The organism is Exiguobacterium sp. 17-1 (genome assembly GCF_023096305.1).
In the GTDB taxonomy this organism is placed as follows: domain Bacteria; phylum Bacillota; class Bacilli; order Exiguobacteriales; family Exiguobacteriaceae; genus Exiguobacterium_A; species Exiguobacterium_A sibiricum_A.
Genome location: NZ_JALIGJ010000006.1, coordinates 1 through 15779 on the forward strand (window position 1 = coordinate 1; position 15779 = coordinate 15779).

Annotated in this window: 15 protein-coding genes, 1 rRNA gene and 1 riboswitch; all 16 genes read left to right on the forward strand. The window is 51.0% G+C overall.

All coding sequences use genetic code 11. The features are described from left to right. Window positions 1-9 precede the first annotated feature (9 nt). The 16 genes from rrf (at window position 10) to MUN34_RS14015 (ending at window position 15760) form a co-directional block, all read left to right on the forward strand. A 5S ribosomal RNA gene (gene rrf / locus MUN34_RS13940) occupies window positions 10-125 on the forward strand. A gap of 97 nt (window positions 126-222) precedes the next feature. Continuing rightward, a complete protein-coding gene (locus MUN34_RS13945; RefSeq protein WP_026829313.1) occupies window positions 223-429 on the forward strand; it encodes an NETI motif-containing protein in 207 nt (68 codons plus the stop codon). A gap of 223 nt (window positions 430-652) precedes the next feature. Then, window positions 653-754: riboswitch (purine riboswitch) on the forward strand. An 89-nt stretch (window positions 755-843) separates the two neighbouring features. Continuing rightward, window positions 844-1335: a 5-(carboxyamino)imidazole ribonucleotide mutase gene (purE, locus tag MUN34_RS13950; protein WP_026829312.1), complete on the forward strand. Its 492-nt coding sequence runs from the start codon at window positions 844-846 to the stop codon at window positions 1333-1335. Then, window positions 1332-2435 (forward strand): 5-(carboxyamino)imidazole ribonucleotide synthase, encoded by a 1104-nt coding sequence (gene purK, locus MUN34_RS13955; protein WP_247858116.1) that lies wholly within the window; start codon window positions 1332-1334, stop codon window positions 2433-2435. Before purE ends, purK begins: the two co-directional genes overlap by 4 nt. Next, a complete protein-coding gene (gene purB, locus MUN34_RS13960) occupies window positions 2432-3727 on the forward strand; it encodes an adenylosuccinate lyase (protein WP_026829310.1) in 1296 nt (431 codons plus the stop codon). The genes purK and purB overlap by 4 nt, the downstream gene beginning before the upstream one ends. A gap of 60 nt (window positions 3728-3787) precedes the next feature. After that, the gene (gene purC / locus MUN34_RS13965; protein ID WP_247858117.1) at window positions 3788-4495 is read left to right on the forward strand and encodes a phosphoribosylaminoimidazolesuccinocarboxamide synthase; all 708 of its coding nucleotides are present in this window, start codon (window positions 3788-3790) and stop codon (window positions 4493-4495) included. Next, window positions 4492-4740 (forward strand): phosphoribosylformylglycinamidine synthase subunit PurS, encoded by a 249-nt coding sequence (purS, locus tag MUN34_RS13970; RefSeq protein ID WP_026829308.1) that lies wholly within the window; start codon window positions 4492-4494, stop codon window positions 4738-4740. The genes purC and purS overlap by 4 nt, the downstream gene beginning before the upstream one ends. Continuing rightward, window positions 4737-5420: a phosphoribosylformylglycinamidine synthase subunit PurQ gene (gene purQ, locus MUN34_RS13975; protein ID WP_026829307.1), complete on the forward strand. Its 684-nt coding sequence runs from the start codon at window positions 4737-4739 to the stop codon at window positions 5418-5420. The genes purS and purQ overlap by 4 nt, the downstream gene beginning before the upstream one ends. Continuing rightward, complete coding sequence (gene purL / locus MUN34_RS13980; RefSeq protein ID WP_247858118.1) at window positions 5401-7620, forward strand: phosphoribosylformylglycinamidine synthase subunit PurL; 2220 nt, start codon at window positions 5401-5403, stop codon at window positions 7618-7620. Before purQ ends, purL begins: the two co-directional genes overlap by 20 nt. Further along, on the forward strand, window positions 7596-9005 hold the full coding sequence (gene purF / locus MUN34_RS13985; RefSeq protein ID WP_247858119.1) for an amidophosphoribosyltransferase: 1410 nt from the start codon (window positions 7596-7598) through the stop codon (window positions 9003-9005). The genes purL and purF overlap by 25 nt, the downstream gene beginning before the upstream one ends. 19 nt (window positions 9006-9024) lie before the next feature. Next, window positions 9025-10059, forward strand: a complete 1035-nt coding sequence (gene purM, locus MUN34_RS13990) for a phosphoribosylformylglycinamidine cyclo-ligase (protein ID WP_247858120.1) — start codon at window positions 9025-9027, stop codon at window positions 10057-10059. Next, window positions 10056-10631, forward strand: a complete 576-nt coding sequence (purN, locus tag MUN34_RS13995) for a phosphoribosylglycinamide formyltransferase (protein ID WP_247858121.1) — start codon at window positions 10056-10058, stop codon at window positions 10629-10631. Before purM ends, purN begins: the two co-directional genes overlap by 4 nt. After that, entirely contained in the window at window positions 10628-12148 is a 1521-nt protein-coding gene (gene purH, locus MUN34_RS14000; RefSeq protein ID WP_247858122.1) for a bifunctional phosphoribosylaminoimidazolecarboxamide formyltransferase/IMP cyclohydrolase, read from the forward strand. The genes purN and purH overlap by 4 nt, the downstream gene beginning before the upstream one ends. Window positions 12149-12163: 15 nt before the next feature. Continuing rightward, window positions 12164-13420 (forward strand): phosphoribosylamine--glycine ligase, encoded by a 1257-nt coding sequence (purD, locus tag MUN34_RS14005; RefSeq protein WP_247858123.1) that lies wholly within the window; start codon window positions 12164-12166, stop codon window positions 13418-13420. 218 nt (window positions 13421-13638) lie between these two features. Continuing rightward, window positions 13639-15378 (forward strand): adenine deaminase C-terminal domain-containing protein, encoded by a 1740-nt coding sequence (locus MUN34_RS14010; RefSeq protein ID WP_247858124.1) that lies wholly within the window; start codon window positions 13639-13641, stop codon window positions 15376-15378. 67 nt (window positions 15379-15445) lie between these two features. Next, complete coding sequence (locus MUN34_RS14015; RefSeq protein WP_012369366.1) at window positions 15446-15760, forward strand: YerC/YecD family TrpR-related protein; 315 nt, start codon at window positions 15446-15448, stop codon at window positions 15758-15760. The last annotated feature ends 19 nt before the right edge of the window (window positions 15761-15779 follow it).

A 15779-nucleotide genomic window follows, 5' to 3' on the forward strand; every position in this document is an offset into this window, starting at 1 on the left:
AGCCCGTCGTCTGGTGACGATAGCCAAGTGGTCACACCCGTTCCCATGCCGAACACGGAAGTTAAGCACTTGAACGCCGAAAGTAGTTGGGGGCTTCCCCCTGTGAGGATAGGACGTTGCCAGGCAAACGGTGGTTCTGGAGCATACGCTCAAGGGCCGCCGCTTTTTTATGGACTTTTTTTGGTTTTTTCATATATATAATAAGGAAGGAATGTGATACTCATGGCAAAAAAGCAAAAAATGCGAGTTGCCGTAGAAGAAAATGAAACGATCAGTGATTGTCTGGATCGGATCGATGCCATGGGTTATCGTCCGACCGTACGACGAGAAGAACCGATTTTTGGACTGGATGCGAATGGCGAACCGTATCCTATCCGTCAGCAAATCATTTTTGACTGCAAACCGAAACTCGAAGCTGAGAATGTCTGAATCGAGATATCTTTTCAAAAATACGACTCTTTCGTAAAAGAAAGGGTCGTATTTTTTTGTGATTTTCTTGTCGTTAGTTTAGCAGCTTTTTAAATTTCCGAATGCTGAACTAAGTGAATAGAACAATTCATCCATAAAACCGAACGATGAATTTTCAGATAATTAAATTGTTCGTCTTTGGTTGACGAACGGACCGAAGTCTTGTTAAGATGAAGGCGTGATAGGAAGATTGAATATAACACCTCGTATAATAGCAGGGATATGGCTTGCAAGTTTCTACCCGACGACCCTAAATCGTTGGACTATGGGGTATATGGATGTTCGTCGATGATTCTTTGGCGTACCTTTTTATACCCTAAGCCACCCTTTTAGACGTGGTTTGGGCTTTTTTTATGCAAAAAGGAGGACACGCAGATGAGTAAGGTGGAAATCGGAGTCATCATGGGCAGTCAATCGGATTGGGTGACCATGCAGAAAACGTGTGATGTACTGGATCAGTTGGATATTGCGTACGAAAAGAAAGTTGTGTCGGCACACCGGACACCTGACTTAATGTTTCGTTATGCGGAATCTGCTCGGGAACGAGGATTAAAAGTCATCATTGCCGGTGCAGGCGGAGCCGCCCATCTTCCGGGAATGGTTGCTGCAAAGACGACATTACCGGTAATCGGTGTCCCAATTCAAAGCAAAGCACTTCAAGGCATCGATTCCTTACTCTCAATCGTCCAAATGCCCGGTGGTGTTCCAGTCGCGACAGTTGCGATTGGTGACGCTGGAGCAAAAAATGCGGGTTTACTTGCTGCTCAGATTCTTGGAACGGTCGACGAACGGATTGCCCGAGCTTTAGACCATATGCGGGTCGAACTAGAAGGAGATGTCATCGCTTCCGAGGTGCATCTGACATGAAACGGATCGGTATCTTAGGTGGGGGACAACTAGGTCGGATGATGGCTTTATCTGCACGGCAAATGGGCTATTCGCTCATCACGCTTGATCCAACTGAAAACGCACCGTGTGCGCAAGTAGCGGATCAACAGATTCAAGCACCGTTTACGGACGTCGAGGCAGCGAAACGACTTGCCGCCGAATCAGATGTCGTGACCTATGAGTTTGAGAATATCTCACACGAAGTAGCGGAAGCAATCGGCAATAAACTGATTCACGGGACAGAACTTTTGTTTCGGACCCAACACCGGATTCGGGAGAAAGAACTGATTGAACAGCTTGGTTACAAGGTAGCGCCTTACCAGGCAGTTCAGACAAGCGAAGATCTTCTCGAAGCCAAACAGCAGTTAGGTCTCCCGTTCGTCTTGAAAACAGCACGCTTTGGTTACGATGGAAAAGGACAGATGGTCATTCGGACAGAGCTGGATTTACAAACAGCGATGAAGACCTTTGAGTCAACCGAGTATGTTGCAGAAAAATGGTTGCCGTTTGATCAAGAAATCTCCGTCATTGTCGCGCGAAGTGAGCGGGACACAAAAGTGTTCCCAGTCAGTGAAAATATCCATCAAGACAACATCCTGCATCTGTCGATCGTTCCCGCCCGTATCTCAAGCGGCTTGGAACAACAAGCGGTTGACCTGGCGACGCGTCTCGCGAACGATGTCGATTTGATCGGCACACTGGCAATCGAACTGTTCGTCGTCGGTTCCGAACTGATCGTCAACGAACTGGCACCGCGCCCGCATAACTCGGGTCATTATTCGATTGATGCGTGCGAGACGTCACAGTTCGAACAACACATACGAGCCATCTGCGGACTGCCGCTCGGCGATACCCGCTTGACGACACCGGTCGTCATGGCGAACATCCTAGGTCAACATATCACAGCATTAGACGAGGCATTACCGATGTTATCCTCACGGACGAAAGTCCATTTATACGGAAAACAGGACGCAAAACAAGGGCGGAAGATGGGGCATCTGAACATCTTGGCGGATTCGGTCGAAGAAGCGTTAGCCGAAGTTGCGCGCCTGCAGATATGGAAGGAGACGGTTAGATGATCGAACGCTATACACGTCCTGAGATGAAAGCGATCTGGACAGAACAGAATAAATTCGAGGCTTGGTTGAAAGTTGAGATTTTAGCATGTGAAGCATGGAGTGAACTTGGGGTGATTCCAAAAGAAGACGTCGAGTTGCTGTGGGAAAACGCTTCGTTTGATGTCAATCGGATCAATGAAATCGAGCAAGAGACACGACACGACGTCATCGCCTTCACACGTGCCGTATCGGAGACACTTGGCGAAGAACGCAAATGGGTTCATTACGGACTGACGTCAACGGACGTCGTTGATACGGCGTTATCGTATCTGTTGAAACAAGCAAATGATATCTTGGCGGCCGATCTCGATCGTTTCATCGAGATTTTAAAAGTCAAAGCCAACGAACATAAATATACGGTCATGATGGGACGTACACACGGCGTACACGCCGAGCCGACGACGTTTGGTCTGAAGCTCGCCCTTTGGTACGAAGAAATGAAACGCAATAAAGTCCGGTTCGAGGCAGCACGGGAAACAGTCGAATACGGCAAGATGTCGGGGGCGGTCGGAACGTTTGCGAACATCGACCCGTTCATCGAAAAATATGTCTGCGAGAAGCTTGGTACGAAACCGGCACCGGTCTCGACGCAAACCCTGCAACGTGATCGTCATGCCCATTACATGTCGACGATTGCCTTAATCGCGACATCGATTGAAAAGATGGCGACGGAAATTCGTGGCCTTCAAAAAACGGAGACACGTGAAGTCGAAGAATTCTTCGCCAAAGGTCAAAAGGGATCATCGGCGATGCCGCATAAACGCAATCCAATCGGTTCAGAGAACATGACCGGTCTTGCACGGGTTATCCGCGGCCATATGGTGACAGCGTATGAAAACGTTTCGCTGTGGCATGAACGCGATATCTCGCACTCGTCTGCGGAACGGATCATTTTGCCGGATGCGACGGGATTACTCAACTACATGCTGAACCGGTTCGGTAACATCATTAAAAATCTGACGGTCTTCCCGGAAAATATGAAACGCAACATGGACCGGACGTTTGGTGTCATCTTCTCCGGTCACGTCTTACTCGCCTTGATTGAAAAAGGTTGGTCACGTGAAGCGGCATACGACTTCGTCCAACCGCGGGCGATGCAGGCATGGGAAGAACAAATCATGTTCCGCGATGTCTTATGGCAGGAAGCGGACATTCAACAACTCTTTACAGAAGAAGAACTCGATGCTTGTTTTGATCCAACGTATCATACGAGCCGAGTGGATGAAATCTTTGAACGGTGTGGCTTGAACTAATCAACCTGGGACGGGAGCTGAGCTCCCGTCTACATCTTAGGATCATGGGGGACGAAATCGATGCAACCACTTTATGAAGGCAAGGCGAAACGGTTATACACGACGCAGGAGCAGGATGTGCTCCGCATCGTCTACAAAGACGAGGCAACAGCATTTAATGGAGAGAAGAAGGCAGAGTTTGCCGGTAAGGGAGAACTCAACAACCGTTTGACGAGCCACTTTTTTGAGGTCCTCGCAGCGGCGGGAATTCCGACCCACTTCATTGAACGGACATCGGAGCGCGAACAGCTCGTACGTCGTGTCACCATCATTCCACTTGAGGTCGTCGTGCGAAACGTCGTCGCCGGCAGCCTCAGTAAACGGCTGGGCATTGAAGAAGGAACGGTGCTTGAGACGCCGATCGTCGAGTTTTATTATAAAGATGACAGCTTAGGTGATCCGCTTGTCACACCGGCACACATCAATTTACTGAAGATTGCGACTACGGAAGAGCTTTTACTGCTTGAACAGGAAGCACATCGTGTCAACGATGTCTTACGTCCTTACTTTGATGAAAAAGGAATCACACTGATTGATTTTAAACTCGAATACGGTAAAACACCGGCGGGTGATATTTTACTAGCAGACGAAATCTCACCGGACACATGCCGGTTATGGGATAAGGAAACAGGCGAACACCTCGACAAAGATGTTTTTCGCCGCAATATCGGATCACTCATCGACACATACCAAACACTATTCAATCGCCTAGGGGGAAACGGACAATGAAAAAGGTTACAGTAGCGGTCGCATTACGAGAAAGTATTTTAGATCCACAAGGTGTCGCGGTCAAAGGCGGTCTTAGCCAGCTTGGTTTTGCAGGTGTCGAAGAAGTTCGGATCGGCAAGCGGATTGAGTTGCTCGTTTCAGACGAGACGACGGACGCGATGATTCATGAGATGTGTCAGAAACTGCTCGTTAACACTGTGATGGAAGATTACCGTTTTGACGTAGAAGAGGTGACGACCGTATGAAGTTTGCCGTCATCGTTTTTCCCGGATCGAACTGTGATCTAGATATGTATCATGCTGTCAAAGATGCACTTGGCGAAGAAGCGGACTATGTCTTCCATACAGAAACGTCCCTTGAAGGATACGACGGCGTCTTGTTACCGGGCGGCTTCTCCTACGGCGACTATCTCCGGTGTGGAGCAATCGCTCAATTCTCACCGATCATGGAGGAAGTGAAACGATTTGCGGCAGAAGGGAAAACAGTCCTCGGCGTCTGCAACGGGTTCCAAATTCTCGTTGAAGCCGGTCTTCTCCCGGGTGTCTTGCACCGCAATACGGGACTGAAGTTCATGTGCCGGACGGTTGAACTGAAGGTCGAAAACAATGAGACGCGTTTTACATCCGACTATGCAGCGCAAGAAACGATTACGATTCCGATCGCGCATGGAGAAGGCAACTACTACTGTGACGATGCGACGTATGCGATGTTACAGACGAACCGACAAATTGCCTTTACGTATACCGATAACCCGAACGGATCACGCGGCGATATCGCCGGCATCACGAATAAAGCCGGGAACGTCCTCGGCATGATGCCACACCCGGAACGGGCAGTTGAGCTGCTGACCGGCGGAACCGATGGACTTAAGTTATTCACTTCACTCGTCAAACAGGGGGCACACCATGTTAAAACAACAGTCTGAACCAACGATGGAGCAAATTCAGGAACAACGGATCTACGCAACGATGGGACTGAGTGACGCGGAATACGAGATGGTCGTCAACTTACTCGGACGCCAACCGAACTACACAGAAATCGGATTGTTTTCCGTCATGTGGTCGGAGCACTGTTCGTATAAGACGTCGAAGCCGGTCTTACGCCAGTTTCCGACGACCGGACCACGCGTCCTGCAAGGTCCCGGTGAAGGAGCGGGTGTCGTCGACATCGGTGACAATCAAGCGGTCGTCTTTAAAATCGAGAGCCACAACCACCCGTCAGCCGTCGAACCGTATCAAGGAGCAGCGACCGGTGTCGGTGGCATCATCCGTGATATCTTCTCGATGGGAGCCCGTCCTGTCGCCTTGATGAACTCGCTTCGTTTCGGACACCTCGGTACACCACGCGTCAATCAACTGTTTGAACAAGTGGTCGCTGGAATCGCCGGATACGGGAACTGTGTCGGGATTCCGACGATCGGAGGAGAAGTCGGCTTTGATCATTCGTATGAGGGCAACCCGCTTGTCAATGCGATGTGTATCGGCTTGATCAATCACGAAGATATCCAAAAAGGTCTCGCCAAAGGGGCGGGGAACTCGGTCATGTACGTCGGAGCAGCAACCGGACGCGACGGCATTCACGGGGCGACCTTTGCTTCAGAGGATCTTGGAGAAGATACGGAAGCGAAACGTCCGGCCGTTCAGGTTGGGGATCCGTTCATGGAGAAATTATTGATCGAAGCCTGTCTCGAAATCGTTGGTCATCCGGCGCTTGTCGGGATGCAGGATATGGGAGCTGCCGGACTGACCTCTTCATCAGCCGAGATGGCTTCAAAAGCCGGTATGGGCATCGAGATGCATCTGGATGACGTCCCGCAACGGGAAACCGGGATGACAGCTTATGAAATGATGTTGTCAGAATCACAAGAACGGATGTTGCTCGTCGTCGAACGCGGACGCGAATCGGAAATCGAAGCCATCGTCAGCAAATGGGGACTTCATGCAGTGCATGTTGGAGAAGTCATCGACGAGAAAGTCCTTCGTCTCGTTCACCACGGTAAGATTGTCGCTGAAGTCCCTGTCGATGCGCTCGCAGAAGAAGCACCGGTCTATAACAAACCATCCCGTGTCCCGGCATATTATGAAGAGTTCCAAGCAATGGACGAAACGTTACCGGTCGTCGAAGATGTCGTCGAAACATGGCGTGCCTTGCTCAAACAGCCGACCATCGCTTCAAAACGTTGGGTCTACGATCAATACGATCATATGGTCCAAACGTCAACGGTCGTTGCACCGGGTTCTGATGCAGCGGTCATCCGGGTTCGCGGAACGAACAAAGCACTCGCGATGACGACAGACTGCAACAGCCGTTTCGTTTACCTCGATCCGTTCGTCGGCGGACAGATTGCCGTCGCCGAAGCAGCCCGCAACATCGTTGCTAGCGGGGCAACGCCACTCGCCATCACAGATTGTCTGAACTTCGGGAATCCGGATAAACCGGAAGGCTTCTGGCAGTTGCAACAAGCGACGGCCGGAATGGCAGAAGCGTGTCGCGTGCTCGAGACGCCGGTCATCGGTGGGAATGTTTCCTTATACAATGAATCTGCTGGCAAAGCAGTCCATCCGACGCCGGTCGTCGGGATGGTCGGTCTTCACGAACAGACAGAATGGATTACGACGCAACACGTCAAGCAAGCAGGTGACGCTGTCTACCTGCTCGGAGAAACGACAGCAGAATTCGGTGGAAGTGAACTGCAATACCTGCAATTCGAAAAATCATTTGGGAAAGCACCGCAGATTGACTTAGCCGTCGAACAAGAGCGGTTACTTGCCTTGCAAGCAGCGGTTCAAGCGGGACTCGTCACGGCAATCCATGACGTGGCAGAAGGTGGTCTCGCCGTTGCCTTAGCCGAAATGACATTCGGAACGACGCTTGGTCTGGACGTGACATTTGACGGACCAGCCCTGCATCTGTTCAGTGAATCGCAATCACGTTTCGTCGTGACGGTGAAGCCGGAACAGGAAGCAGCCTTCATCAAACATACAGGGGCGCATAAACTAGGATACGTTACCGATCAAGATGCTTTGCAAATCAAGACTAACGATACACTCATCGAAGCGAAACGTTCAACACTGCAAGCCGACTGGGAAGGGGCGATCGCGTGTTATATGACATCAAAGGATTAAATGAAGAGTGTGGGGTATTCGGGATTTTCGGACAACCGGAAGCGGCGCAACTTGCCTATTACGGTCTCCACAGCCTGCAACACCGGGGACAGGAAGGGGCAGGAATCGTTGCAAGCGACGGTAAACTGCTTCTGCCGCACCGCGGACAAGGACTTGTCACGGAAGTCTTTTCACAGGAAACACTTGATTCCTTATCGGGGCACCATGCCATCGGACATGTCCGCTATTCGACGGCCGGGGGAAATACGCTCGAGAATACACAACCGCTCCATTTTAAATCACGGACGGGCGACTTGGCGCTTGCGCACAACGGGAACCTCGTCAATGCCGATTCGTTAAAACATCTACTCGAAGCAGAAGGGGCGATTTTCCAAACGACGAGTGATACGGAAGTTGTCGCTCATCTCGTCAAACGGAGTAAGTTACCGACGCTTGAAGACCGGATTGCCGATAGTCTGGCACGACTCGTCGGCGCATTCGCCTTCCTGTTTTTAACGGAAGATACGTTGTACGTCGCCGTCGATCCACACGGTCTGCGTCCGTTGTCGCTCGGGAAAACACCGGACGGCGGGATCGTCTTTTCATCCGAGACGTGTGCGTTTGATATCGTCGGTGCGGAGTTTATTCGGGATATCGAGCCTGGGGAGCTCGTGACCATCACGACATCCGGCATGTCATCACGTCAGTATATGGAACCACATGAGCGGGCGATGTGTTCGATGGAATACATCTACTTTTCCCGTCCCGATTCGATGATTGATGGGGTCAACGTGCATACGGCACGAAAAGCACTTGGCAAAAAGATGTTCGAAGAAGCACCGGTCGAGGCAGACGTCGTCACCGGTGTGCCCGATTCCAGTATCTCGGCAGCGATCGGTTACGCGGAAGCGAGCGGCATTCCGTATGAAATGGGATTGATCAAAAACCGTTATGTTGGTCGAACATTCATTCAGCCGTCGCAAGAACTGCGCGAACGCGGCGTCAAGATGAAGTTATCGGCGTTACGGGGTGTCGTCAACGGCAAACGGGTCATCATGGTCGATGATTCAATCGTTCGCGGAACGACAAGTCGCCGCATCGTTGGGCTGTTACGGGAAGCCGGGGCAACGGAAGTCCACGTCCGGATTACGGCACCGCCGATCACGAATCCGTGTTATTACGGCATCGATACGTCTTCAAAAGATGAATTGATTTCCGCCCGCTTGACACCAGACGAGATTTGCCAGGAAATTGGAGCCGATTCACTTGAGTTTCTGACGGTCAACGGAATGGTCAATGCAATTGACCGACCGTTTGATGGTCCGTTAAAAGGTCAGTGTACGGCTTGTTTCACAGGCGAATATCCAACACCAATCGGTGCATTAGAACTAGAAGCCAAACTTTGAACAGATGGGGGAACAAAGCATGAGTAAACAATACGAAGCAGCAGGTGTCAGCCTGACGGCAGGATACGAATCCGTTTCTCGAATGAAAAAACATGTGGCCCGCTCGATGCGCAAAGAAGTCATGACGGGACTCGGCAGTTTCGGTGCAATGTTCGACCTCAGTCAATTGAATCTGAAAGAACCGGTCCTCGTCAGCGGAACGGACGGCGTTGGCACAAAGCTGAAGCTCGCTTTTGCCCTCGATCAGCACGATACGATCGGGATTGATTGTGTCGCGATGTGTGTCAATGACATCATCGTCCAAGGCGCGGAACCGCTCTATTTCCTCGATTACATCGCTCTTGGAAAAGCGGTTCCCGCTAAAATCGAACGGATCGTTGCCGGCGTTGCCGAAGGTTGTGTCCAGTCCGGTTGTACATTGATCGGCGGGGAAACGGCAGAAATGCCGGGGATGTATGCAGACGGTGAGTATGATATTGCCGGCTTTGCCGTCGGTGCCGTCGAAAAACAAAAATTGATCACAGGAGAACACGTTCAACCGGGAGATGTCATTCTCGGTCTCGCTTCATCCGGTGTCCATTCGAACGGCTTCTCGCTCGTTCGAAAAATCGTTGCGGAAAGCGGTCTTCGCTATGAAGATGAGCTGATGATGTTCGGCAGTACGATCGGCAATACATTGTTGATGCCGACCCGGATTTACGTCGAAGCGGTCAAAGCGGCCCTTGAGACAGAAAAAATTCAGGCGATGGTCCATATTACGGGCGGCGGTTTTTACGAAAACGTTCCGCGTGTTCTTCCTGAAGGATGCGGTGCGACGTTTGATCCGAAAAAATGGCCGACGTTACCGGTCTTCGATTGGCTCGAACAAGCCGGAAACGTTCCGCGTCACGATATGTACAATGTCTTTAATATGGGGATTGGTTACATGATGATCGTTAAACCGGAAGATGTCGATGCCGTTACGGCACGCCTTGCCCGTGAAAATGAGACCGTCTATACGATCGGGACAGTGACAGGTGAGCCGGGTGTCCGGATTCTTGGAGTCGACCAATGAAGATTGCTTGCTTTGCCTCGGGAAGTGGCAGTAATGTCGAAGCGTTATTCGAAGCAGTTGAAACAGGACGTCTGCAGGCTACGATTGAACTCGTCGTCTGTGATCAAAAACAAGCAAAAGTGATTGAACGGGCTCAGGCCCGCGGCTGTGATGTCTTCGTCTTCACGGCAAAAGACTATCCGGATAAACCGTCGTTCGAACGGGAAATCGTTGCGGAACTGGAGCGGCGGGGCGTGGAACGGATTATCTTAGCCGGATACATGCGGTTGATCGGAGACGTCCTGCTGTCGCATTATGCCGGACGGATCGTCAATATCCACCCGTCGCTGCTCCCGGCGTTTCCGGGAAAAGATGCGATCGGGCAAGCATTTCGTGGCGGAGTCAAAATCACAGGTGTTACAATTCATATAGTCGATGAAGGCATGGATACAGGACCGATCATCGCACAAGAAGCGGTTCGGATCACAGAGGATATGACGCGGGAAACGCTCCAACAGGCGATTCAGCAGGTGGAGCACAGATTGTACCCGCAAGTCATCGAAGAGTGGATGAAAGAGGAGGCAAACGTATGAGAGCGTTAATCAGCGTATCAGACAAAACAGGTATCGTCGAACTGGGACAGGCGATGCATGAAGCCGGAATCGAATTGATTTCGACAGGCGGGACACATCAAGCCCTTGAAGCAGCAGGACTTCCGGTCATTGGCATCAGTGAAGTCACACAATTCCCGGAAATGCTCGACGGTCGGGTCAAGACCCTCCATCCGATGGTCCATGGTGGACTGCTCGGACGGCGGGACCTTGAAAGTCATCGGGAACAGATGGCGGAACAACACATCAAACCGATTGATTTTGTGGTCGTCAATCTCTATCCGTTCAAAGAAACGGTCATGAATGAAGATGTCTCGTATGCTGATGCGATCGAGAACATCGATATCGGCGGACCAAGCATGCTCCGGTCAGCTGCCAAAAATCATGCCGCTGTGACGGTCGTCGTCGATCCGGCGGATTATCAAGCCGTCATAAAGGAAATTCATCTCGGTGGAACGACATTTGAAACACGTCAAAAGCTGGCAGCAAAAGCCTTCCGCCATACAGCGGCGTACGATGCGTTGATTGCCGACTACTTCCTGACGCAGACGGGAGAAAAGTTCCCGGACCAACTGACGATTACGCTCGAAAAAGTGCAGGACTTACGGTACGGAGAAAACCCGCACCAGGAAGCGGCCTTTTACAAAACTCCGATTTATCGCGGGGCATCGCTCGCTTCAGCGAAGCAACTCCACGGCAAAGAATTGTCTTACAACAACATTCAGGATGCTAATGCGGCACTTGAGATTCTCGATGAGTTCCGTGAAGCGGCAGCGGTCGTTGTTAAACACATGAACCCGTGCGGTGTCGCTGTTGGTCCGACGATTGATGAAGCGTTCCGTCGTGCCCATGCCGCGGATCCAATCTCGATTTTCGGTGGAATCGTCGCCTTGAACCGCGAAGTCGATCTCGCGACAGCGGAACAACTGAGCGGTATCTTCCTTGAAATCATCATTGCTCCGTCCTTTACAGAAGACGCCTTTGCGTTACTTTCGGCGAAGAAAAATCTCCGGTTACTCGAACTGGATGTCAAACGCGTCCAAGCAATCCGCTATACGGCAGTTGCAGGCGGGATGCTCGTCCAAGACAGTGATGACGAAACACTTGATGATGCATCAGCACGTGTCGTGACCGACCGGAAACCGACAGCCGCTGAATGGGAAGACTTGAAACTTGCTTGGCGTGCAGTCAAACACGTGAAATCCAATGCGATCGTCATTGCAAAAGACGAAGTGACGGTCGGTGTTGGTGCCGGACAGATGAATCGTGTCGGTTCAGCGAATATCGCGATTACCCAAGCCGGTGAGAAAGCGATCGGGGCTGCAATGGGCTCGGATGCGTTCTTCCCGATGGGCGATACGGTCGAAGCAGCAGCAGCGGCCGGGATTACAGCTATCATTCAACCGGGCGGATCAATCCGTGATCAGGAATCAATCGATGCCTGCAATAAACACGGCATCACGATGATCTTTACGAACGTGCGTCATTTCAAACACTAAGCGGAGGCGATCCGAATGAAAGTACTAGTAGTCGGTAAAGGTGGACGCGAGCATGCGCTCGTTTGGAAATTAGCGCAGGACGCGCGTGTTGAAACTGTGTATGCGGCACCCGGCAACGTCGGGATGACGGAAGCGGTCTGCGTGCCAATCCGGGAAGATGCGATTGACGAGCTAGTTCGGTTCGCGCGGGACGAACAGATTGACTGGACGATTGTCGGACCAGAGGGGCCGCTTGTGCTTGGAATCGTTAATGCGTTTCAGGCAGCCGGATTAAAGATCTTCGGACCGTCACGCGAAGCGGCGGCGATTGAAGGCAGCAAACAATTCGCAAAAGCTTTGATGGACCGGGCTGGTATTCCGACGGCTGATTATGCCGTCTTTACGTCAGCGGTGGAAGCAAATGCCTATATCCGCAAGCAGGGAGCGCCAATCGTCATCAAAGCCGACGGCCTTGCGGCAGGGAAAGGAGTTACCGTTGCGACGACAACCAATCAGGCGATTCAGGCAGTCGATGAGATTTTTGCCGGCGACTTTGGGCAGCAGAGCAGTGTCGTGATTGAAGAATGTCTCGTCGGTGAAGAATGTTCGCTGATGGCTTTCGTGCATGAAGAAACTGTCATTCCGATGGTCCTGTCGCAAGATCATAAACGGGCTTTTGACGGCGACACCGGTCCGAATACAGGCGGAATGGGTGCTTACAGTCCCTTGCCGCAATTTGACGAACAGGCCGTGACGGAAGAAGCGATGCAACGTGTCCTCCGTCCGCTCGTCGAGCAGATGGCAAGCGAAGGAATTCCGTTTACCGGTTTCCTGTATGCGGGTCTGATGTTGACGAGTCGTGGACCATCCGTCATTGAGTTCAACGCCCGTTTCGGTGATCCGGAAACGGAAGTCATCCTGCCGCGGCTTGAAACGGAGCTGCTTGACGTCATCATGCCATTGATGCAAGGGGACATTCCGGAAGTCGTCTGGTCGAACGATGCCGTCGTCGGTGTCGTCATCGCGGCGAACGGTTATCCAGAACAACCGATCACGGGACACCCTGTCCAAACATCGACGATTGGTTCTGATGTGCTCATTTTCCATGCGGGAACGGCCGTAGGCGATAATGATGTGATTCTTTCGGCCGGAGGACGTGTCCTTGTCTGTGTGGCCAAAGCAAAAGACATGGAACAGGCCGTATCGACCGTTTACAGCGGACTCGATTCGTTTGACCACACCGGCTTCTTTTACCGGACGGATATCGCTAAAAAAGCATTTCGCACGACATAATTGCTTACTTTCCATAAGCCGGTTCCGCTCACATCATTGTGAAGGGATCGGCTTTTTTTGAACGGAACGGCGAACGTGGCTTGTCTTCCGTGGCGGTTTTGTGTTATTTTGGCGAAATGAATTGAATTGACGACGAATAAGCTTGAAACTTTTCCGGTAACATTTTAGTATAAGAACTATAAGAAAGCGTTTTCAAATATAAAGGAGGTCGAGCTTTCATGAAAAAAAATTGTGGACGGTCCCCATGGACGAAAACAGAAGTCCGTACGCATCAAGCGGTCATCAACGGAAAGCTTGCACCTACACTCGTGATTGAAAATGCGACGTACTTAAATCAAGGACTCAAAGCATGGCGGACAGCAAACATTTGGATCAGCGGCGACCGCATTATTTACGTTGGACCGGACATGCCGGAAATGGCGGATGAAGTCTACGATGCGACGGGCAAATTCATCGTCCCGGGTTACATCGAACCGCATGCCCATCCGTTTCAGTTGTATAATCCGGCGACACTCGCAAAATTTGCGGCAGAGCGCGGAACAACGACACTCGTTAACGATAATATGCTGCTTTTATTAGAGCCGATGGAGCAAGCGTTTGCGCAGGTCGACGCATTGGCAGACCTTCCGACATCGATGTACTGGTGGGCGCGACTGGATGCCCAAACGGAACTCGATGCCGACAGCATCACGATTGATAACCGACGGATTCAAGCGTGGCTGAAACATCCGCAAGTCATCCAAGCCGGTGAATTGACGGGCTGGCCGCGCCTGTCGCAAGGTGACGACGAGCTGTTGCAGTGGATGCAGGATGCGATGAAACTTGGCAAGCCAATCGAAGGACATTTTCCGGGTGCTTCTGCTAAGACATTGACGAAAATGGCTCTGTTCGGCGTCACGAGTGATCATGAAGCGATGACGGTCGAAGAAGCGTTGACCCGACTTGAACTTGGTTATACGACGACGATCCGATATTCGTCGATTCGTCCGGATTTACCGGATATCTTTGCCGGTCTGGTCGAAGCCGGATTACAAAATTATGAAAAGGTGTTGGTGACGACGGACGGATCGACACCCTCCTTTTATAAAGCCGGGTTGATGGACGAGACGATCAGATTGATGCTTGCTGCGGGAATTGCTCCGGAAGAAGCATACCGGATTGCTTCGTACAACGCAGCGCGTCACTTTAATCTCGATCATCTGCTTGGCAGTATCGCACCCGGACGGATTGCTCATTTAAACATACTCGAGGCAAAAGATAAGCCGACACCGGTCGATGTCGTAGCACGCGGCACCTGGGTTCGGAAAAACGATATTCCGTGTTATCCGGTCGAAGCACTGGATCGGGCGATGGATTTGATGCCGACCTCGCAAGTGGGGATTGAGTTGACCGAACAGGACTTTTCCTTCAGCATGCCGGTTGGTCTTGAAATGGTCAATTCGGTCATCATGAAGCTGTATCAGGTTGAACATGATACAAGCATGCAGGTATTGCCCGCCGGATGTGATGAGTCATTTTTGATGCTGATCGACCGGGAAGGTAAATGGCGTCTGAACACGGTCTTAAAAAACTTTGCGACGCATGTCGGCGGACTCGTCAGTTCGTATTCGATCAGCGGCGATATCTTATTGATTGGAAAATCGAAACGAGACATGCAGATTGCCTTTGAGCGGATGAAATCATTCGGCGGCGGTGTCGTCCTTGTCGACGACGGTGAAGTGATTGCAGAAGTTCCATTGACCTTGATGGGGCAGACGTCCGATTTACCGCTCGAAGACTTGATTGTGCAGGAAACGGCACTGCGGGAAGCTTTGTTCGCACGCGGATATCAGTATGAAGATCCTATCTATACACTCTTGTTCTTGGCATCGACCCATCTGCCGTATGTCCGGATTACGCCGCAAGGGATTTATGAAGTGTTACGGAAAAAAGTACTTTTCCCGGCAATTTTACGCTGACGCTTGAAATTTAAAACGTCGCACTTTAAACTGTTAAAGAGCAACACATGGGAAAGGGAGTTAGACGATGCAACTCGATAAATTGCGTGGAAAAGAACTCGATCAATTATTTACAGCCATCATGAAGATGGATTCATTAGAAGATTGTTATACGCTGTTTGAAGACCTAGCGACGGTCAATGAGATTCAAGCATTGGCACAACGTCTCGAAGTCGCCCGTCAGTTACGCGAAGGTAACACATATCATAAAATCGAAAAGGCGACAGGTGCTTCGACAGCAACGATTTCGCGTGTGAAACGGTGTCTGAATTACGGTTCCGGCGGCTACGATTTGGCGCTCGCACGATTAGGTCTCGTAGAAGAGGAAGTAGCGGATAACTAACCGGTTATCCGCTATTTCT

Excerpts from the sequence above, each read along its gene's own strand:
- purE (WP_026829312.1), top strand. The coding sequence starts at position 844 with ATGAGTAAGGTGGAAATCGGAGTCATCATGGGCAGTCAATCGGATTGG.
- purC (WP_247858117.1), top strand. The coding sequence starts at position 3,788 with ATGCAACCACTTTATGAAGGCAAGGCGAAACGGTTATACACGACGCAG.
- purH (WP_247858122.1), top strand. The coding sequence starts at position 10,628 with ATGAGAGCGTTAATCAGCGTATCAGACAAAACAGGTATCGTCGAACTG.
- purM (WP_247858120.1), top strand. The coding sequence starts at position 9,025 with ATGAGTAAACAATACGAAGCAGCAGGTGTCAGCCTGACGGCAGGATAC.
- purS (WP_026829308.1), top strand. The coding sequence starts at position 4,492 with ATGAAAAAGGTTACAGTAGCGGTCGCATTACGAGAAAGTATTTTAGAT.
- purD (WP_247858123.1), top strand. The coding sequence starts at position 12,164 with ATGAAAGTACTAGTAGTCGGTAAAGGTGGACGCGAGCATGCGCTCGTT.
- purQ (WP_026829307.1), top strand. The coding sequence starts at position 4,737 with ATGAAGTTTGCCGTCATCGTTTTTCCCGGATCGAACTGTGATCTAGAT.
- purB (WP_026829310.1), top strand. The coding sequence starts at position 2,432 with ATGATCGAACGCTATACACGTCCTGAGATGAAAGCGATCTGGACAGAA.
- MUN34_RS13945 (WP_026829313.1), top strand. The coding sequence starts at position 223 with ATGGCAAAAAAGCAAAAAATGCGAGTTGCCGTAGAAGAAAATGAAACG.
- purK (WP_247858116.1), top strand. The coding sequence starts at position 1,332 with ATGAAACGGATCGGTATCTTAGGTGGGGGACAACTAGGTCGGATGATG.
- MUN34_RS14015 (WP_012369366.1), top strand. The coding sequence starts at position 15,446 with ATGCAACTCGATAAATTGCGTGGAAAAGAACTCGATCAATTATTTACA.
- purL (WP_247858118.1), top strand. The coding sequence starts at position 5,401 with ATGTTAAAACAACAGTCTGAACCAACGATGGAGCAAATTCAGGAACAA.
- MUN34_RS14010 (WP_247858124.1), top strand. The coding sequence starts at position 13,639 with ATGAAAAAAAATTGTGGACGGTCCCCATGGACGAAAACAGAAGTCCGT.
- purN (WP_247858121.1), top strand. The coding sequence starts at position 10,056 with ATGAAGATTGCTTGCTTTGCCTCGGGAAGTGGCAGTAATGTCGAAGCG.